Annotated in this window: 15 protein-coding genes and 2 pseudogenes; 9 read left to right on the top strand and 8 right to left on the bottom strand. The window is 60.8% G+C overall.

Going from position 1 to position 18,496, the window contains the following annotated elements; genetic code table 11:
• Positions 1–19: 19 nt before the first annotated feature.
• On the bottom strand, positions 20–1,546 hold the full coding sequence (locus P3T43_RS06080; RefSeq protein WP_429280134.1) for a CoA-acylating methylmalonate-semialdehyde dehydrogenase: 1,527 nt from the start codon (positions 1,544–1,546) through the stop codon (positions 20–22).
• A gap of 43 nt (positions 1,547–1,589) precedes the next feature.
• Complete coding sequence (locus P3T43_RS06075) at positions 1,590–2,903, bottom strand: MFS transporter (protein ID WP_429280133.1); 1,314 nt, start codon at positions 2,901–2,903, stop codon at positions 1,590–1,592.
• 187 nt (positions 2,904–3,090) lie between these two features.
• Between P3T43_RS06075 and P3T43_RS06070 the strand changes: the two genes are divergently transcribed.
• Together P3T43_RS06070 and P3T43_RS06065 are read left to right on the top strand one after the other, a co-directional pair.
• Positions 3,091–4,020 (top strand): LysR family transcriptional regulator, encoded by a 930-nt coding sequence (locus P3T43_RS06070; RefSeq protein ID WP_429280132.1) that lies wholly within the window; start codon positions 3,091–3,093, stop codon positions 4,018–4,020.
• Positions 4,021–4,170: 150 nt separating this feature from the next.
• Positions 4,171–4,635: a hypothetical protein gene (locus tag P3T43_RS06065; RefSeq protein ID WP_429280131.1), complete on the top strand. Its 465-nt coding sequence runs from the start codon at positions 4,171–4,173 to the stop codon at positions 4,633–4,635.
• A 27-nt stretch (positions 4,636–4,662) separates the two neighbouring features.
• On the opposite strand, the gene P3T43_RS06060 is transcribed toward P3T43_RS06065, so the two are convergent.
• Genes P3T43_RS06060 through P3T43_RS06050 form a run of 3 tightly spaced genes read right to left on the bottom strand, consistent with a single transcriptional unit; the run spans position 4,663 to position 7,677 of the window.
• Positions 4,663–5,139 (bottom strand): OsmC family protein, encoded by a 477-nt coding sequence (locus tag P3T43_RS06060; protein WP_429280130.1) that lies wholly within the window; start codon positions 5,137–5,139, stop codon positions 4,663–4,665.
• 58 nt (positions 5,140–5,197) lie between these two features.
• On the bottom strand, positions 5,198–6,889 hold the full coding sequence (locus P3T43_RS06055; RefSeq protein WP_429280129.1) for a long-chain fatty acid--CoA ligase: 1,692 nt from the start codon (positions 6,887–6,889) through the stop codon (positions 5,198–5,200).
• Positions 6,890–6,903: 14 nt separating this feature from the next.
• On the bottom strand, positions 6,904–7,677 hold the full coding sequence (locus P3T43_RS06050) for an SDR family oxidoreductase (protein WP_429280128.1): 774 nt from the start codon (positions 7,675–7,677) through the stop codon (positions 6,904–6,906).
• Between the two features lie 332 nt (positions 7,678–8,009).
• Between P3T43_RS06050 and P3T43_RS06045 the strand changes: the two genes are divergently transcribed.
• The 4 genes from P3T43_RS06045 to P3T43_RS06030 all read left to right on the top strand — a co-directional run bounded on the left by P3T43_RS06045 (position 8,010) and on the right by P3T43_RS06030 (position 12,568).
• On the top strand, positions 8,010–8,180 hold the full coding sequence (locus P3T43_RS06045) for a hypothetical protein (RefSeq protein WP_429280127.1): 171 nt from the start codon (positions 8,010–8,012) through the stop codon (positions 8,178–8,180).
• A gap of 201 nt (positions 8,181–8,381) precedes the next feature.
• Positions 8,382–9,317 (top strand): hypothetical protein, encoded by a 936-nt coding sequence (locus P3T43_RS06040; RefSeq protein WP_429280126.1) that lies wholly within the window; start codon positions 8,382–8,384, stop codon positions 9,315–9,317.
• Positions 9,318–9,693: 376 nt separating this feature from the next.
• On the top strand, positions 9,694–11,169 hold the full coding sequence (locus tag P3T43_RS06035; protein WP_429280125.1) for a hypothetical protein: 1,476 nt from the start codon (positions 9,694–9,696) through the stop codon (positions 11,167–11,169).
• A 220-nt stretch (positions 11,170–11,389) separates the two neighbouring features.
• Positions 11,390–12,568 (top strand): porin, encoded by a 1,179-nt coding sequence (locus P3T43_RS06030; protein WP_429280124.1) that lies wholly within the window; start codon positions 11,390–11,392, stop codon positions 12,566–12,568.
• 68 nt (positions 12,569–12,636) lie between these two features.
• On the opposite strand, the gene P3T43_RS06025 is transcribed toward P3T43_RS06030, so the two are convergent.
• Positions 12,637–13,554 (bottom strand): LysR substrate-binding domain-containing protein, encoded by a 918-nt coding sequence (locus tag P3T43_RS06025; protein WP_429280123.1) that lies wholly within the window; start codon positions 13,552–13,554, stop codon positions 12,637–12,639.
• A gap of 108 nt (positions 13,555–13,662) precedes the next feature.
• Between P3T43_RS06025 and P3T43_RS06020 the strand changes: the two are divergent.
• Together P3T43_RS06020 and P3T43_RS06015 are read left to right on the top strand one after the other, a co-directional pair.
• Positions 13,663–14,421, top strand: a pseudogene (locus tag P3T43_RS06020) (NAD(P)/FAD-dependent oxidoreductase); the annotation flags it as partial.
• 54 nt (positions 14,422–14,475) lie between these two features.
• A pseudogene (locus P3T43_RS06015) lies at positions 14,476–14,736 on the top strand (polyamine ABC transporter substrate-binding protein); the annotation flags it as partial.
• A gap of 40 nt (positions 14,737–14,776) precedes the next feature.
• Here the strand turns inward: P3T43_RS06015 and P3T43_RS06010 are convergent.
• Together P3T43_RS06010 and P3T43_RS06005 are read right to left on the bottom strand one after the other, a co-directional pair.
• Positions 14,777–15,772 (bottom strand): aldo/keto reductase, encoded by a 996-nt coding sequence (locus P3T43_RS06010; RefSeq protein ID WP_429280122.1) that lies wholly within the window; start codon positions 15,770–15,772, stop codon positions 14,777–14,779.
• Positions 15,773–15,805: 33 nt separating this feature from the next.
• A complete protein-coding gene (locus tag P3T43_RS06005) occupies positions 15,806–16,711 on the bottom strand; it encodes a LysR family transcriptional regulator (protein ID WP_429280121.1) in 906 nt (301 codons plus the stop codon).
• Between the two features lie 247 nt (positions 16,712–16,958).
• Here P3T43_RS06005 and P3T43_RS06000 point away from each other — a divergent pair, with 247 nt between their 5' ends.
• The gene (locus P3T43_RS06000) at positions 16,959–18,485 is read left to right on the top strand and encodes an efflux transporter outer membrane subunit (protein WP_429280120.1); all 1,527 of its coding nucleotides are present in this window, start codon (positions 16,959–16,961) and stop codon (positions 18,483–18,485) included.
• The last annotated feature ends 11 nt before the right edge of the window (positions 18,486–18,496 follow it).

The following is an 18,496-nucleotide window of genomic DNA, read 5'->3' as shown; positions in this document are numbered from 1 at the left end:
AGTGCCTCACGCAGGACGCTTAGCGCAGGCTGATGGTGGTATTGACGCCATCATTGACGGTCGCGTCGTCGAACCAGCGCGCGGTGACCGTTTTGGTCTGCGTATAGAACTGCACGACCTGCTTGCCATAAGGGCCGAGATCGCCGAGCTTCGAACCGCGCGAACCCGTGAAACTGAAGAACGGCACCGGCACCGGAATGGGAATGTTGATGCCCACCTGGCCCACGTCGATATCGCTCTGGAATTTGCGCGCCGCTGCGCCGCTCTGCGTGAAGAGCCCCACGCCATTGCCCATCGGATTACGGTTAACCAGCGCAATCGCGTCGTCGAGCGTCGGCACGCTCAGCACCACCAGCACCGGCCCAAAAATCTCGGTGCGGTAGATTTCCATTTCAGTTGTGACGTCCGTGAAGATCGTCGGGCCGATGAAGTTGCCGTCCTCGTAGCCGTTGACCTTGACGCCGCGGCCGTCGAGCGCAAGCGTGGCGCCTTCTTTCACGCCCGTTTCGATCAGGCCGAGAATCCGCTGCTTCGCGCTGCGCGAGACGACCGGGCCGATGTCCGTGCCAGCTTCGCTGCCCGCGTTCACCTTGAGCGTCTTCGCCTTTTCGACCAGATCCGGCAGCCACTGCTGCGACGCGCCCACCAGCACGACCACCGAAGTCGCCATGCAACGCTGACCCGCCGCGCCGAAGCCAGCGCCTGCGAGAGCATTCAAGGTCTGCTCGCGGTTGGCGTCGGGCAACACCACGGCGTGATTCTTCGCGCCCATCATCGACTGGACGCGCTTGCCGTGTTCGCTGCCAAGGCGATAAACGTGCGTCCCCACCGCCGTCGAACCGACGAATGAGATGGCCTTGATCAGTTCATGCGTGCACAGCGCATCCACGACATCCTTGCCGCCATGCACGACGTTCAGCACGCCCTTCGGAATGCCCGCTTCAATGGCCAGTTCGACCAGTTGCATCGTCGACAGCGGATCCTGCTCCGAAGGCTTCAGCACGAACGTATTGCCGCAGACGATCGCCATCGGGAACATCCACAGCGGAATCATCGCCGGGAAGTTGAACGGTGTAATGCCGGCGCACACGCCGATTGGCTGACGCAGCGTGTACGTGTCGACGCTGCCCGCGACGTTTTCGGAAAACTCGCCCTGTTGCAGCGTGCCGATCGAGCACGCGTGTTCGACGACTTCGAGGCCGCGGAAAATGTCGCCTTCCGCATCGGGAATCGTTTTGCCCTGCTCGGCCGACAGCGTCTTTGCAATACGCGGCATATGTTCACGAATCAGCGCCTGGTACTTCAGCATGATGCGCATACGTGTGCCGATCGGCGTGTTTTTCCACGTGGCAAACGCGGCATGCGCGGAACGGATGGCCGCATCCACTTCTTCGGCGGTCGCGAACGGCACGCGTGCCAGCACTTCCTGGGTCGCCGGATTGACGATGTCGCGCCATTCGCGCGTGGCCGATTCAACGAACTCGCCGTTGATCAGCAGTTTGACGGTACTGACGTTCGCGTTGGACGCCTGGGTGACAGCATTCATGATCGACTCTCTCTGTTGGGTTCGAATAAGGCAAGGACAACGACTAGTCGGCGCGTGTTCGCATCATCAGCGTGCAGATCAACGCGACGATGCCCAGCGCCACCATATAAGCCACCACGTAGTGCGGGCGGCCAGCACCCACGGCGAGCAATGCGGTCGCGATCATCGGCGCGATACCGCCGCCCAGCACACCCGCAATCTGCACCGACAAGGAGATCCCGCTATAGCGGATCTCAGCCGGAAACTGCGAGGCGAACAACTGCGATTCCGGTGCATACAGAATCGGGAATACGACGCCCACGCCCAGCACCATGGCCCACCAGAGGTTTAACGGATCGCGCGTGCCGAGCATCGCAAAGAACGGCGCCGCAAATAGGCACATGATGACGAGGCCAATCAGGAATAACCGCTTCTGGCCGATACGATCGCTCAGATAGCCGCAAAACGGCATGGTGAACAGCGACAGCACGGCACCCGCGGTAATTGCATGCAGGATGGCCGCCTTCGGGATCTTCAACTGGTTGGCCGCATACGCCAGCGCAAAGGCAACCACCAGGTAGAACCAGGTATTTTCCGCACTGCGCGCACCGATGATGACGAGCAATTCGCGCGGATGACGCCGCATCGCTTCGAGAATCGGCGCCTTGACAGCTTCGCCGCGCGCTTTCAGGCGCTCGAAGTCCGGCGATTCAGGCACGCGCACCCGGATCACCCAGCCGACTATGACCAGCGCGATGCTGGCGAGAAACGGAATGCGCCAGCCCCATGCGAGCAGATCGGCCTCCGGCAGTGCGGTGACCGCGGCCATCGCCAGCGAAGACAGGATCAGTCCAAAGCCCACGCCGGTTTGCGGCAGGCTGCCAAAGAAACCCTTGCGGCCAGGCGGCGCATGTTCCACCGCCATCAGCACGGCGCCGCCCCACTCGCCGCCTACGGCCATGCCCTGTAAAAAGCGCATCGCTACCAGCAAAGCCGCGGCCCAGTAACCAATGCTCTGATAAGACGGGATCAGACCGATCACCATACTCGGAATGCCCATCAGCAACAGGGTGACGAGCAGCATGGATTTGCGGCCGATCCGGTCACCAAAGTGACCGAAGACGATGCCACCCATAGGACGGCCGATGAACCCGACACCATAGGTCGCAAACGCGGCCAGTGTGCCGAGGATGGGATCGAGCGTCGGGAAGAAGATCTTGTTGAATACGAGTGCGGCCGCTGCGCCGTAAAGGAAGAAGTCGTACCACTCGATGGTCGTGCCGGCCATGCTGGCCCACCCGGCGAGCAGGTAATCCCTGGCGCGTTTGGGAAGCGGTGCGGCAACTGCCGCCCGGTCGGGGGTCGATTGCATCTGCATCCTGTCTGTCTCCGTATTTTTTGTTGGCTCGCCGGCCGCATGAACGGCGCGGGCTGCCTAAGCCGTGGATGTTCCAGTGGCTTGCAAACGAGTATAGTTATTCGAATATCCACGGTATAGAGATGAAAAAGCCCATCCGATATGCAAAAAAGCACAAGCATGGACGCATGTCGACAACGGAGACTGAATGGAAAGTGTGAACTGGGATGATCTGCGTTACTTCTTGGAGGTCGCGCGAACGCAGCGGGCAAGCGGCGCAGCGAAGCGCCTGGGCGTCGACCACACCACGGTGGCGCGCCGCGTAAGAGAACTGGAAGCTTCGCTGGGCACGGTGCTGTTCGACAAGTCGCGCGCGGACGGCTTCGTGCTGACCGCCGATGGCCAACGCCTGCTTGCCTATGCCGACACCGTCGAAACCACTGTGCAATCCGCAGCGGAACAGTTCACGGGCGGCGCTCACTCGCTCTCGGGACATGTGCGGGTGGGATCGACCGAGGGCTTCGGCTGCTTTTTTCTCTCGCCCCAGTTGGCGCGTTTCGCCGGCAAGCATCCTGACATCTCAATCGACCTGCTGCCGGTGCCGCATTTCGTCAGCCTCTCCAAACGGGAAGCGGACCTCGCCATCATGCTCGAGCGGCCCGAGCGGGGTCAGTATGTTTACACCAAGCTGTGCGACTACCGCCTCAAGCTATATGGAACCCGGAGTTATCTGGATCAGCATGCGCCCGTCCATACCGTGGCGGACTTACGCGATCACGCCTTTATCAGCTATGTCGCCGATCTCGCCTTCAGCCGCGAACTGCTCTATCTGGACCGCACCATCCCCAACGCCGCGGCCAACCTGTGCAGCACCAGCGTGATCGCCCAATATCACGCGGCCCTGCAGGGAAATGCGCTCGCCATCCTTCCATGCTTCATGGCTGAGCCCAATCCCTTGCTCGAGGCTGTCTTGCCTGACGAAGTCGTGGTGACGCGGCATTTCTGGATCTGTTGCCGCGAAGATCTGCGCAAGCTGCGGCGCATCACCTCGTTATGGGACTATTTGCGCGCAGCAGCGGATGAGAACCGGGCGCTGCTAATGGGGGAATCTGCGGAAATGCGCTACGTGGAAGTGTGAGCGGCCGTAGCGGCCAAGCGGGGTCGCCGCCGGGGTATGGACGCACAAGCGGACGCACACCCGCACGCACACCCGCAGCCGCGCAAAAGAGCCTTAAGCTTTCCCGGGAGAGGCCGTTATTGCATCTGCCAACCATTAACGTGCCCGCTCATGGCCAAGACCATTCCATTTTCAGGTAACACCCAGGCCGCCCGCGCACGGGCAGCGAAGGCTATGCTGCTTCCGCTTCCCAGGGCGACCGCGGAAGAACTCGCCCTTCAGGTCCATCTGGCGCTCGACCGCCTGCGACGGGGAAAAGGCAGCGTCAGCGCCGCCCAGACCGTGACGCAGGCCATGCTGCTGGTCGCCTTCATCGTCGAAGCGGGTTACGGCACGCTGCCCCCGGAGACGTTGCGTACCGCGGACACCGTGAGCGCCGCGTGCTTCGAGCGCGGCCGCACGTCGGACGAATGGGCACTGGATCACGCCGGGTACGAAATTTTTGCGGCGATTGCTACGGTGTACGACCATCAATTGCAAAAGGCCCCGCTGTGGGCCATTACCGAAGCCAGCGACCGGCTGGACCGCTTCAGCGCCGGCGAGCCCTATCAGGCAGCTAGCCGCAAGCGGGCTTGAGCTTCCGTTCGAGTACGCGGCAATCGATCAACTCGCGGCAAGCTCGATGATCGGCTCGCAGAGAATCGGGAAATTGACCGAGTTGGCGACGTAACATTTCTCATGGGCCGCGTGGTGCAGACGCTCCGCGAGACTCGCATCATCGCCTGCGCGGATCGTCACACGAGGGCGCAGCACGATTTGCGTAAATTTGCCCTGATGCGGACTGTCGAGCATCGTCCCTTCTGCATCGTCGCGGTAATCCAGCACTGCGATGCCAGCATCGGAGCACAGGTGCAAGTACCACAGCTTGTGACACGCCGATGCGGACGCCACGAGCAGATCTTCGGGATTCCAGCGTGTCGCGTCGCCGAGAAACGCCGCGTCTGACGAGCCCGGAATATCAGGCTTGTTCGCGGCGCGGATCGTATGATCGCGCCCATAGTCGCGGTAGCCGGACGTGCCCGTGCCACGGTTACCTGTCCACAGCACCGAGACGCGGTATTTGTGTTCGCCATACGCCATGCCAATATCCTTTTGCTTGAACAACCCGCCTACCTGAATGCGCGGCCCAGCGCCGGCCTCACACCGGCTTGCCCCCTGCTGCGCGCGCCGCATCCTCTTCCTGCAGTTTCCGCCACAGGATCTTACCGCTGCCGGACTTGGGCAGCGAGGTCACGAATTCGACCAGCCGCGGCGCCTTATACGGCGCCATCTGATCGTGCGCCCAGGCAATCACCTCGCTCTCGGTCAAGGTACCCGCGTAACCCGCGGCGGGCACCACCAGCGCCTTGACGGTTTCGCCGCGACGCTCATCCTGCACGCCGATCACGCAAACCTCGTGAATGCCCGGATGCCGGTACATCAGCGCCTCCACCTCCGCCGGCCAGACCTTGTAACCGGCTGCGTTGATCATGCGCTTGAGGCGGTCCGTCATGAAGAAATAACCGTCCTCGTCGATATGGCCAAGATCGCCGGTGCGCAAAAAGCGCTTGCCGTCCAGCTCGACGAACGCTTCAGCCGTCCCCTTCGGATTACGCCAGTAACCCTGCATCACCTGCGGGCCATTGACGATGATCTCGCCCGTCTCGCCCCGTGGCAACTCTTGCAGCGAGGCGGGGTCGATGACGCGCGCATCGAGATCGAACACCGGAATGCCGAGGCATTGTGGCTTCGGACGCTGCGGCGGATTGATGTGCGTCGCCGCGATCGTCTCGGACATACCGTAGCCTTCCACGTAATCGAGGCCGGTCAGATCTTTGAGCTTGCGGGCGATCGCGGCGGGCATCGCCGCACCGCCGCCGCGTGTACCGCTCAGTGCCGACAGATCGTATTGCGCCAGTTGAGGGTTGGACAGAAAATCGACCATCATCGTCGAAATGGACTGCCACGACGTGACCCCGAAGCGTTGCATGCACTGCGCCGCCGCATCGCGATCCCAGCGCGGCAAGATGACGATGGTTGCGCCTGCATACAACGGCCCGTTCATACCGCCCTGCATGCCGGTGACGTGAAACATCGGCAATACCGAAAGATGAGTGCTGTCCTGCGATGCCGCGAACCAGACATTGCCGCCGACCAGCGTGCTCATGACGCTGCGGTGCGTATGCATGCAACCCTTGGGCTTGCCTGTGGTTCCAGAGGTGTAAGGCATCACACAGAGGTCGTCCGGGCCCGCAGTGGACGGCCCTGGTGTGAGGTTGCGCCCGAGCACCGTACTCCAGGCAGTCACGCCGGCGCGATCAATCGACTGCTTCGGCTTCGCCACGAACTCGGGCGGTGTGATCGACGATGGACGTTTCAGGTAATCGCTATAGGTTGCGACGATCGCATGCTTCAAGCCCTGCCCGGGCCCGTCGCCCAGTAATGGCTCGATCTGCGGATACAGGTTCTGCGGCACAATGGCGGTCGTCGCACCGCTGTCCTCCACGTAGTGCCGTACCTCGTCGGTCAGGTTCATCGGGTTGACCGGCACCACCACCGCATTTGCACGCAGAATTCCGTAGTACGCCAGCACCCATTGCGGACTGTTCTGCATATAGAGCAGCACGCGGTCGCCCGCTTTTACTTCGCACTCCTGTTGCAGAAAACCGGCAATACGCTCCGCTTCATCCCTGAACTCCGCGAACGTCACTGGCGTATCGTAGAAGATGATGAATGGCTTATCCGGAAAGCGCGTCGCTGCCACCTCTGCGTTATAAAACAGGCTGGTTTGCGGCAAGCTCAGATGATGCGGCACGCCAACCGGCCAGTGCGCGTGGTGAAGGTGATTCATGACATCCTCCGCCCTTAAACAATGCTTGCGCCGCCGTCCACCGCCAGATGCTGGCCGGTGATATGGCGCGATGCCTCGCTGGCGAGGAACACCACTGAGCCTTTCAGGTCTTCCTCGCCGCCGAGCCGGTGTAGCGGCGCATGCGCCACGATGGATTCCTCCATCGTGGCGAGCAGACCCGCTGACATCTTCGACGGGAAAAAGCCCGGGCAAATCGCATTGACGTTGATGTTGTAGCGGCCCCACTCGGCGGCCAGCGCCCGCGTAAAGTTGATCGCCGCGGCCTTCGACGTGTTGTAGGCAATCGTATTCATGCCTGCCGGCGCGCCCTTCAGACCTGCGATCGAAGCGATATTGATGATCTTGCCGGTACGGCGGGCAATCATGCTGCGTTTGCCGACTTCACGCGCGAGAAAAAACGGCGCGTTGATGTTCAGATTCATGACCTTGTGCCACGCCTCGTCGGGATAGTCTTCCGCCGGGGCACCCCATGTGGCGCCGGCGTTATTGACGAGAATGTCGATATGGTTGAACGCGTCCAGCACGTCGCCGACAAGATCGGGAATCCTCTCGAATCTGGCGAGATCGTTGACGAACGTTTTGACTTCGATGCCCCGTCCTTCCAGATGCGCCTTGGCCTGGGCAAGCTCGTCGGCCTTGCGCGCGGTGATCGCCACGCGGCAGCCCATTTCGCCGAGCGCCTCGGCCATCTGCAGACCGAGCCCACGCGAGCCGCCGGTGATCAGCGCCACTTTTCCTTCCAGTTGAAACAGGTCTTTCACGTGCATCCGGCGTCTCCTTGACAAGGACTCTGCTTGGCAGATGGGTATGTCTTTTCAACCCATCATACGGGCAGAGACTCATCGTGTAAATAAAAGCATGGTCGTTTTATTTTTTACCTGAATCACACGGAATCAGGTCATTGGGGCTTACCCCACTCCCCAATTCATGGGATGCCGCACCCCCTCCGCCACGGCGGCGCCCACCTCAGGCGCGAAATCTGCTGTTCAAGAGACCGGCTGGCAATGCACGCCAGACCCATCACCCGACGGTCGCACCCGGATGAAGCGTGACACGGCAGGCAACCCGTCGCGTTCGTCGATCACTGAAGGAGAAACTGATGACTCTGATCATTTATCTGGCCGGATGGCTCGTGCTGATAGGCGGCGTGTGCTGGGCGCTCATCGCCATGCATGTCTCCCAGCACACGATCGAAATCGCTGCGGTCATCATGCTCGGCGTCGCGATCATCACCGGCGCCACGCGCACGCGCAACCGCGATCGCTCGTAGCGGCGGCGGTCGTATGCCGCCTTCCGTGCTCACGGCGATCGCTCCGCAAATGCAGGATTGCGTCGCGAGCACCGGGCCGCGCCTCGCGGCACGAAAAATGCGGAGGTGGGTACACGATTCATCCCCACACGGTGTCGCATTCGTGCCGAACATGCCGGCACGTCGACGTTGCCGGTATCGACAAGGTTAAGGAGGCTGACAATGAACTACACAAACGACCCTGCGGAATTTTCGCTGGCCGAGAAAGATTCTGCGCTGTTCACCCATCGTCTTGAAGGCGCGGTGTCCTGGGGCGCCATATTCGCCGGGGGCGTCAGTGCGGCCGCCTTCGCGCTCATCTTGCTGACGCTCGGCACGGGCCTTGGTTTAACGTCGATCTCGCCATGGTCGTCTGGCGCCTCGAATGCGAAAGCCTTCGGATTTGCCGCGGTGATCTGGATTTGCGTCACATCCATTCTCACTTCGGGCCTGGGCGGTTATCTCGCGGGACGGCTGCGCCGCCGCTGGCTTGCCGTCGACGTCGACGAAATCCACTTCCGCGATACTGCCCATGGTTTCTTGAGCTGGGCCGTGGCGACGCTCTTTACGGCGGCGATACTGTCGTCGGCCGTGTCGGGTGGGGTGCGCACCGCTGCGCAGAGCGCGGCAACATCGGCCGCAGATAGCGGCTCCGGCATGCTCGTGACGATGCAACGCAGCAACGCGATGACCGCGTTGAATACGTGGCCGCTGGGTTATTTTGTCGATTCGCTGTTCCGCGTGCCAGGCGGTTCCCAGCCCGCCGCCACCCCGGCTGCAACCGGCAACAACGAGCCGTCGCGTCAGGAAGCGGCGCGCATCTTCCTCAATAGCGCGGCCACGGGCGATCAATTGTCCGCTGACGATACCGCCTATCTGGGCCAACTCGTCGCACAACGCACCGGCCTCACGCCCGAGGCTGCGCAGACTCGCGTAGCGGCCACCTATACGACCTATATGCAGAAAATCACGGCGCTCGACGCCGCTGCAAAAGACGCCGCCGACAAGGCACGCAAAGTCACGATTGGCGCGTCATTGTGGTTATTCATTTCGCTTCTGATGGGCGCGTTTTCGGCCACTCTTATGGCGACTCATGGCGGCCGGGCACGCCAGCTTTAATTGGGACTTCAATTCATTATTCAAGGGAGGTGATTATGCGTTCAATTCTTCTTTTTATGCTCGGGGTTCCCATTCCCGTCATTATCCTGATTGCACTGTTCTGGCATTAACCGTCGTCGCGCGAGGCCCAGCCTCGCGCTCGGCGTGCGCGAGCGCTGGATCGCAGCCGATTGTTTCCATACAGAACACGGCTCCATTATTTAATTGAACACCAGGAAACAATTACGAATTCCTTAAAAACTCCTTGTGCCAAGATTTTCCCGTATTTCTGAATTCGCGTTTAAAGATCCGTGTTTTCCTGTCGATATAACGTCTGACAAACCGGTCATTGCCAGGATGACCGCGTTTACCCACCGAAAACAACGAGCAACGGGTCATGACCACGATATCGTCATTAAACGCAGGCTTTCCCATCACGTCGACACCGTCATCGAATACGGCCACTACCCTCGATCCGGCAGGCGGCGTCGGCTCGACGGGTGACAACTACGGGTCTGCATCGACCATCGTCACGATTCCTTCCGGGCTCGGCGAGTCACCCCTCGTGTACACGCAGGACGGAACGCTGGAAGGTGGACAATCGGCCGTCACGTGGGCGCAGAGCAGCACGGATGCCGTCTCGTCGGTGATGGCGGCCAATTATCTGTCCGGGTCGACCGGTGGACTGTTCAACAATCTGGGAAGCGCGCTGCTCAATCGCTTCGAAACCAGCGGAAGCAATTTCTCGCAATCGGTCTCGTTTGGCTCGGCCACCGCTGCGGGTTCGATCGGACAACTGACCTCCGATGCGGGTGACGCTATCAAACTGACTGTCAAGACTGCGAGCGGCACCACCGTCAACATCGATCTCGATAGTGAGGATGGCAAACTAGCGGTGGGTATCGACAGTTCTGCGCCGCTGAGTTACACCGAGCGCACCGCCATCGCCAGCCTGGCTAACGGATTCCAGCAAGCCATCAACGGACTGGGCAAACTTCAGCCGTCGATCGATCTAAGCGGTCTGCTGCAATACAACACGTCGGTGTTGTCGTCGGTAGATCTGCAGTTCAGTGTGGGGGGCACGTCAGGCGAGTTCTCGGAGAACAGTTCCTCCAAAAGCTTGAGTCTCACGGACCTGGCCGGATCGATGAACCTCAAGGTCGATACGGGCAATTCGGTAACCCAGGGCTCGAGCGCGCAACAAAGTCAGGCCATCGCCAGCTATCTGAAGCAGTTCAGCAACGCCAACTCGGAAGGTCGCGGCAACCCGGCGATGATGAAGGACTTCGAAGACGCATTCACGCAGTTGATGAGCAACAATGGGACGTCCTCGCAGGCAAGCAGTCCGGTCGCGCAAGCGGAGCAGGCGATGATGACGGGGTTGAGCGATTTCAGCGCCTCGATTAGTGAAAAGCAGACGGGTACGCTGGGTGCCCCGGGTTCATTCGACTATCAGGTCTCCCAAAGCACCACCACCGACGGTGACGCGCAAAACGGCTCGGCTACGCAAACGCAGCAATCGCATCTGCAGGCAAACTATACCGAGGCATCGTCTTCGTCGTCCGGGGACTACACGGATGTGAAGATCGACGACAACGCAAGCAGTACCGTCAAACTCGCAACGGAAAAGGGCATCCTGACGCGGGCGTCATTGAGCCAGTCGCACGATGAAACCAAGCAAACCTCGCAATACCACGACGGCCAGCTGGTATCGGAAGTGATTACGCCAACGGGTACGTCGAGCTCGACAGACCTGCTCAAGCTGCTGACACCTTTGATTCAGGATGGTCAGGCCGCGCAGAACAGCAGCAAATGGCAACAGACGCTTTCGAACATCCATGCCATGATTTTACTCAACGCGGGTGAAAGCTGAAACAGGTTAGCGACGGAGACATGAGCCGCGGGCTAGCCTCGTCTGCATTGAATCAGCAGACGATTCACCCGCCTCAATCCCGTCACAGCAAATAAGCAACACTCGATCACAAATCGCTGTGCCTCAAAGAAATGACAGGCTATGCTCCCGCTCACGGTCTTATTGCTCGAGTCTTCGGAAAATTTCCCCCATCCGACTCACCAATTACTGTGGATCGCCAATGAAAAAAGTCGTCATTTCCAGTGCCACTGGTGCGGTTTTTTTTGCTGCCTCGATGTCGTCGGCCTTTGCGCAAAGCTCGGTCACGTTATATGGCATCGTCGACGAAGCCATCCGATATCAAACGAATGCCGGTCCGGGCGGCCATGATCAGGTCTCCATGACATCCGGCCCGGAAACCCACAGCCGCTGGGGCTTGAAAGGCAGTGAGGATCTGGGCGGCGACTGGTCTGCAGTCTTCCATCTGGAAAACGGCTTCGAAGCCTTCGATGGCCAACTTCACGTCCCCAACACACTCTTCAGTCGACAAGCTTACGTGGGGCTGTCGAACAAACAGTGGGGCTCGCTGACATTCGGCCTGCAATATGCGCCCGCCTACGACACCTTGGGTGATCTGTTCGACCCGTTGACCGTCGGCAACTACTGGCAAAACAGCTGGGCGTATAACGGCATCGGCAGTTACCTCGAAGTCAACAATTCGGTCAAATACCAGGGCACCTTCGATAACCTCGCGATCGATGCCCTGTACGGCTTCAGCAACCAGGCGGGAGCGTTAGGCACGGGTTCCACCTATGCCGTGGAACTGACGTACACCTACGGCCCTGCCGCGCTCAACGCGGGCTTCCAGCAGGTCGCCGTGCCGACATCGGCACTCGGTTCATCAACCGGCACCGCGGTCGGCAGCGCAATCAATGGCGCCAAGATCAACTTCATGCACGTCGACGCCTCGTATAAGGTCACCCAGGATATTCGCCTGCTGGTCGGCTGGCTGCGCAATCAGGACCAGACGGGCCTGACCGATGTCAACATGCAGCAAGGTGGCGCACCGACCCTGAAGGGCGGCAGCCCCAACCGTATCGACGACACCTATTACGTCGGGGCGAACTGGCAAGCCACGGCGCCGCTGCTGTTCACGTTCGCCTACTACTACGGCCAGACGCGCAACGCGGAACTGCTCGACGGCTCGCTCGGCAGGGGCATCAACCAGTCCGCTACCGTTCTCGCCGAATACTCGTTCACGAAGCGCACAGAAGTCTATGCGATCACGGACTGGGCGCGCGGCACCGGCGCCTTCGAGGCCGACTATCCGGGCGGGGTCAACTCCGCCGGCGTCCCGACCAATACCATTGGCCGGACCAACCAGCTCGGCGTGGCAGTCGGCCTTCGTAAGATGTTCTAACGACACGGCGGCCCCTGCGATGCACCTCACCCGTGGGGTGCATCAACCTCCTCTCGTCCCACACGGCGTCATGGCTTCCCCGCCGTCCCTGCCTCCTGCTGTGCAAACCACTGCAAGATACGTTGCCGCCCAGGATGCAGCGCACCCGCCGTCTGCAGCCACAGCACGTAAGTTCCGCTCGTCTTCAATGGCATGCCGAACGGAACCACCAGATCGCCACGATTGATCGACTCCTGCGCCAGGGTCAAGTCGGTCATCGCGATTCCCAACCCGCGCGCCGCCGCATTCATCGCAAGCTCGTCGAGATTGAACGTGATGTGTTTGTAATGCTTCGCGGACGGCCCGTCCTGAGCCTTCAACCAGGTGGTCCACTCGTGCTGCCCCGTGGAGCCGTGAATCAGCGTGTGCTGCGCCAAATCTTCCAAAGACCTTGGAAGCGGCTTACCGTTGACGGAACGTAGCGCACACACCGGCACCAGTACCTCGTCGAACAGCGTGAGGAATGAGGGTGACGCCGGCGTCGGATCTTCGCGCGGCTCGGGCAGGTAGAGGATATAGGCGTCGCAGTTATCCGTGGGATCGACCACTTCCGTCGCGACGGTCTCGATGGAAAGCGATAGATCGGGATACTGAGCATAAAAGTCGGTCAAGCGTGGCAATAGCCAGCGGACCGCCAGCGAAACGAAGATACGGATGCGAAACGGCCTGTCCCGCGGCGATATCTGCTCATCCAGTACCTGCAGGTCTTTGAGAATCTTGCGCGCCACCTCCAGTACGGCTTTCCCTTGCTCGGTCAGTTGCACGCTGCGACTGCTGCGAACGAACAGCGGCACGCCATAGTGACTTTCCAGTTGCTGGATCTTTCTGCTCACTGCGCTTTGGGTGAGATGCAGCTTGTCCGCCGCGTCGGTGAAATTGTCGGACTCCGCAACGAGCGACAGCGCCTGAAGGGCTCGAACAGACGGTGGATGAAAGATCTTATCCATGCGTTTCTAGCATCCTTCAATGAATTTATAGCGCTGGATTGTGCATCCCGCAGCCAATATTATTGACACTCAAGCGACGGCCTCATCGTCCAAGCATGCCAATTATTCATGCTTTCGACAACCCGGCCGTCGCGCATGCTGAGGGGACATACCGTGGTCGAGAATATGTGTGGGTGGATTACGCAAGCTGGCGTCTCGCCTCCGGGAGCGATGCTGGAGGGTCCGCAAAAAGCGGATTGGTTAGTGATTGGCGGCGGCTTCACAGGACTGTCGGCGGCACATACGCTCGCCGAACTGCATCCGCAGTCGCGCATCATTCTGGTTGATCGTCAGCGCGCGGCTCAAGGCGCTTCGGCGCGCAACTCAGGTTTCGTGGTCGCCTACGAACGGCCTGCGCCCGATGAACTCTTGGGGCGAAAACAGAATGCGCGCTACCTCGTCGCGAGCGCCATCGGCAAAGCCGCCAGCAACGAGGTGGCGCGGCGGGTCGCGGCCCTCGGCATCGAATGTGACCGGAGCAGTGACGGTTATCTTTTCGCTGTCCGCGATCCGGCCAAACTCGAAGAGGCCGACAGCCAGGTGCAAACCCTGTGTGAAGCAGGCGCGAGCGCCGAACTGCTGGAAGGTCACGAGTTGGCGCAACGACTGGGCTCGTCCTTCTATCAGGCCGGTATATGGTGTCGGGGCGGGAACGGCCTGCTGCAACCAGCGAAATATGCGAAGGGATTGCTGGACGCGTTGCCGGAAAATGTTTCGGTCTACGAAAATACCGAGATCTCGGGTCTTGAACACTTGCGTGGCGGCGGCATCCGCGCGCGGTCCAGCAATGGACACGTCGAGGCGCGGCAACTGCTCGCGTGTGTCGGCGCATTTTTACCCAGACCAGGGCTGGCAGACAGCACGGTCTTTCCGCTGGAACTCAGTGCACCCCATCCTGAAGCGGCGCTCAAGTGGATCAACTATATCGAGGACCCCAAGGTTAACGCTGCCATCACCAATGAGGTGTTCTACCCGACGGCGAACCACGCGGCGCGCGAATTCGTGATTCCGGCCGTCGCGCAGGACCCCACGGTGTACCCGCCAGACGACGTCCTCAAGAAGATGACGCTGATGAAGCCGACACCGATTGAGATCGTGCGTCTGGAGAACCGCCTGTGGGCACAACTAAAAACGCTTCATTAGTAGCGCGAAACCTCGCGCCCTTGCACCGCTTCTTCGCTCGTTACCAGCGTTGATGGACCTGAGGTGCAATATGTCGCGCGTAGACTTCGCGGACGCGTTGCATGGCTTCAGCGGACAGCGGGGTAAGGTTCGCACCCGCCACATTCGACGCCGCCTGCGCCGCGTTTTTGCTGCCCGGGATGATGACGGAAACAGCCTCCTCCATGAGAATCCAGCGCAGCGCGAGTTGCGCCATGGAGGCATCTACCGGTACAAGACCACGCAGTTCATCGACCGCCTTCAAAGCGATGTCATAAGGCACCCCGGAAAAGGTTTCGCCCACGTCGAACGCCTCGCCATGGCGATTGAACGCACGATGGTCGTCCGATGCGAAAACCGAATCCGCGGACATCTTGCCCGTCAGCATGCCGCTCGCCAGAGGCACGCGCGCGATGACTGCCACGTTTTTCCTTTTTGCTTCCCTGAAGAACAGTTCGGCCGGGCGTTGACGGAACATGTTGTAGATAATCTGCACCGAAACCACATTGGGATACTCGATCGCCTTCAGTGCTTCCTCGACCTTTTCGACCGACACGCCGTAGAAGCGAATCTTGCCGGCAGCCACGAAGTCGTCCATGGCGGCGAATACTTCGGGATGGTAATAAACCTCGCTCGGCGGGCAATGCAATTGCACGAGGTCGAGCGTATCGACGCCCAGGTTCGAAAGGCTACGGTCGATGAAACCTGCAAGCGCCTGCTTGTTCGTATAGCCGCTCGTGACATGCGGGTCGAGTCGGCGCCCGAGCTTGGTGGCCACGATGGGACGCTCGCCGCCTCGTTCCCGCAGCACGTCGCGGATGATCCGTTCAGAACGGCCGTCGCCGTATACATCAGCCGTGTCGATGAACGTCACGCCGTTATCGAGCGCGGCGTTGAGCGCGCCCTTGGCGTCGTCTTCGGCAACGCCGCCCCATGAGCCGCCAATGGCCCATGCCCCGAAACCGATTTCCGACACGTTCCAGCCAGTGCGGCCGAAGTTTCTCTTTGCAAGCGTCATTTAAGTTCTCCTACTGTGTTTGGTGAGGGTGGTTCAAAGCTCGGTTGCTGCGGCCATCTCGGCGAGCTTGTTCTGGACCGCGTCTACAAAAATCGTCGCAATCCGTCTGATGTGCCGATGATTCGGGAAGACGGCACAAAAATTCGTTGCGTCCGATCGATACTGGTCGAGCACCGGAACCAGACGCCCGGCCTCGATATCGCGCTTCGCGATTAGGTCGAAGAGGAACGCGATGCCCAGACCGGCGACTGCCGCCTGCATGACCGGGCGCGCGGTACTGGACTGCAGGCGCCCCTGCACCTGAACCCCAATGCGTCCATCCGGACCGTTCAGATACCACGTGCCTGGTCCGAAATCGCGGGAAATCAGCAGACAGTCGTGCTGGCTGAGTTCGTCGCCACTCGTCGGCATGCCGCGAGCCTCGATATAGGCCGGTGATGCCACGAGGCGCCTGCGTGCCGCGCGCAGGACGCGACGCGTCGCGTTTTCGTCCAGCATCGATTCGCGCCGCAAGGCGAGATCGACGCCGCTCGCCGTCACGTCGAGATAGGCATTGTCGACGACGAATTCGAGCGTCACACCCGGATAGCTCGCGAGAAACTCCGTGACCCAAGTATCCGGAATGATGTCGAAGAAATCGTTGTTCAAGGCGACGCGCAGCGGGCCAACCGGCTCCGGATGCGTGTCGGCGGCTTGCTGCCCTGCATGCACGAGCGCCTGCACATTTCTCGCACACTGATCATAAAACGTCTGGCCGACCGCGGTCAGCGTCAGTTTCCTCGTCGTACGAAGAATCAAGCGGCTCTTTAGCTCGCTTTCGAGTTGCTGAATGTAGCGGCTAATCGTGTTCGCAGGCATTCCCAGACGTCGCGCGGCTTCGGCGAAACTTCCGGCCTGAACGACCTCGACGAAAAAATAGATTTCGTTCAGGTCAAGCATACATTCCTCACAAATCTGGATGAGTCCCGCTCATCCCGGCTGTCTAGTGGTCAGACACAAGGCGTTCTAAGCTACCTTCGCTTCGAAACAGCCAGATTAGACCACTATTCACGAGCGTTCGTGATCCCGGAGACCAACGGGGATACGCGGCTGCTATTTCGCGCCCGCTGTGCTCGCCGAAAGCTCACGTTCACGCCTTGGAAGTATCGCCCTCATCGACACCCCGCTCTCGTCCGCAGGATCCGGAATGAATCACATAGTCACTCCCGGGGGCGATGCCGTTCGTCCCTTACTGAATCGAAACGCGCCGCGATGGTGCTGCGCCGCTGCCCTCGCATTCGGCATCGCCGGGTGCGCGGTGGGACCGAACTACCAGAAGGTTGCAGTCGACGTTCCCGCGAGCTTCAAGGAAGGCGTGGACTGGCAACGCGCGAACCCCAATCCGCAGGCGGCACTGTCGAGCACGTGGTGGCTCGACTACGACGACAACACCTTGACGCATCTGGTCGAGCAGGCGCAGCGGGCGAACCCGGTGATTGCGCAGGCCGAAGCCGCGTGGCGGCTCGCGCAGGCCGATGTCGACGCGAGTGTGGCGAGCCTGCTTCCCTTCGTCGGTGCCGGCATATCGGGCGGACGGTCTGGCGCCGGTACCGCAGGCGCGAACAGTGCATCGGGCGCATCGCTGCAGCCTGGCGTACACAACTTTGCTTCGGCGGCGCTGTCCGCGAGTTGGGAGCTCGATCTGTGGGGCGGGATTCGCCGGCAGGTCGAGTCGAGCAACGCGAACGCGCAGGCCAGTGACGCGCAGCGCGCGGGCGTTCGCCTGTCGATCGCCACGAACGTTGCGACCGACTACTTCGAACTGCGCCAGCGCGATGTCGATATTGGCCTGCTCGAACAGCAGCAGCAGATCGACACGCGCATTCTGGACATGACGCGCGCGAGTTACGCGCAGGGCGAGGCGTCGAACGACAGCGTCCTCGCTGCACAGGACAACCTCGAAGAGGTGATCGCCGATCTCCAGGCCGCGAAGATTTCGCGCGAGCAATATGAGCATGCGCTCGCGGTGCTGACCGGCGTGCCGCCCGCAGGCTTTTCGATCGCACCCGTATCGACCTATGCGTTCATCGCGCCCGCCGTGCCGCTTGCATTGCCCTCGCAACTGCTCGAACAGCGTTACGACGTCGTCAGTGCGGAGCGCAATGCCGCGGCAGCGAATGCGAAGATCGGCGCTGCCGAAGCGGCCTTCTTCCCCACGCTGACGTTGTCCGCGCAGGGGGGATTCCAGCACAACGCGCTCGCGAACCTGTTCTCGGTGCCGAACCGTTTCTGGACACTCGGCCCGGACCTCGCCGCGACGATCTTCGACGGCGGCGCACGCACGGCCGCCGTGCACGAAGCGCGCGCGACTTACGACCAAAGCGTTGCCGCGTATCGGCAGACGGTATTGAGCGCGTTCCAGAACGTCGAAGATAGCCTGTCGTCGTGGAAGCATCTGGCGCAGCAGGCACAGTCGTTCAGCGAGATCTACCGGCGCAACCGGCAACTATTCGACAGTCAGCACGCGCAGTTCGAGTTCGGCTCCGCAAGCGAGCAGAACGTACTGACCCAGCAACTGACGCTCCTGCTCGCCCAGCAGAATCTTTCGGACACCCAGGCTGCGTTGACGCTCAGCAGTGTCACGTTGATCAGAAACCTCGGCGGCGGCTGGCACTGGAACGACGCTAACGAAGCCCCCGCCAGCGTCACGGCATCGACCAGCAATGCTCGCTAGGCGCATCGCCG

Source organism: Paraburkholderia sp. GAS41 (assembly GCF_050436545.1).
Lineage (GTDB): Bacteria > Pseudomonadota > Gammaproteobacteria > Burkholderiales > Burkholderiaceae > Paraburkholderia.
Note: the sequence above shows the minus strand (reverse complement) of the source record. Positions and strands in the feature narration are given on the sequence as shown.

What these genes read in the sequence shown, in the direction of transcription:
- P3T43_RS06080 (WP_429280134.1), bottom strand. Translation starts at nt 1,546, where the DNA reads ATGAATGCTGTCACCCAGGCGTCCAACGCGAACGTCAGTACCGTCAAA.
- P3T43_RS06075 (WP_429280133.1), bottom strand. Translation starts at nt 2,903, where the DNA reads ATGCAGATGCAATCGACCCCCGACCGGGCGGCAGTTGCCGCACCGCTT.
- P3T43_RS06070 (WP_429280132.1), top strand. Translation starts at nt 3,091, where the DNA reads ATGGAAAGTGTGAACTGGGATGATCTGCGTTACTTCTTGGAGGTCGCG.
- P3T43_RS06065 (WP_429280131.1), top strand. Translation starts at nt 4,171, where the DNA reads ATGGCCAAGACCATTCCATTTTCAGGTAACACCCAGGCCGCCCGCGCA.
- P3T43_RS06060 (WP_429280130.1), bottom strand. Translation starts at nt 5,139, where the DNA reads ATGGCGTATGGCGAACACAAATACCGCGTCTCGGTGCTGTGGACAGGT.
- P3T43_RS06055 (WP_429280129.1), bottom strand. Translation starts at nt 6,889, where the DNA reads ATGAATCACCTTCACCACGCGCACTGGCCGGTTGGCGTGCCGCATCAT.
- P3T43_RS06050 (WP_429280128.1), bottom strand. Translation starts at nt 7,677, where the DNA reads ATGCACGTGAAAGACCTGTTTCAACTGGAAGGAAAAGTGGCGCTGATC.
- P3T43_RS06045 (WP_429280127.1), top strand. Translation starts at nt 8,010, where the DNA reads ATGACTCTGATCATTTATCTGGCCGGATGGCTCGTGCTGATAGGCGGC.
- P3T43_RS06040 (WP_429280126.1), top strand. Translation starts at nt 8,382, where the DNA reads ATGAACTACACAAACGACCCTGCGGAATTTTCGCTGGCCGAGAAAGAT.
- P3T43_RS06035 (WP_429280125.1), top strand. Translation starts at nt 9,694, where the DNA reads ATGACCACGATATCGTCATTAAACGCAGGCTTTCCCATCACGTCGACA.
- P3T43_RS06030 (WP_429280124.1), top strand. Translation starts at nt 11,390, where the DNA reads ATGAAAAAAGTCGTCATTTCCAGTGCCACTGGTGCGGTTTTTTTTGCT.
- P3T43_RS06025 (WP_429280123.1), bottom strand. Translation starts at nt 13,554, where the DNA reads ATGGATAAGATCTTTCATCCACCGTCTGTTCGAGCCCTTCAGGCGCTG.
- P3T43_RS06010 (WP_429280122.1), bottom strand. Translation starts at nt 15,772, where the DNA reads ATGACGCTTGCAAAGAGAAACTTCGGCCGCACTGGCTGGAACGTGTCG.
- P3T43_RS06005 (WP_429280121.1), bottom strand. Translation starts at nt 16,711, where the DNA reads ATGCTTGACCTGAACGAAATCTATTTTTTCGTCGAGGTCGTTCAGGCC.
- P3T43_RS06000 (WP_429280120.1), top strand. Translation starts at nt 16,959, where the DNA reads ATGAATCACATAGTCACTCCCGGGGGCGATGCCGTTCGTCCCTTACTG.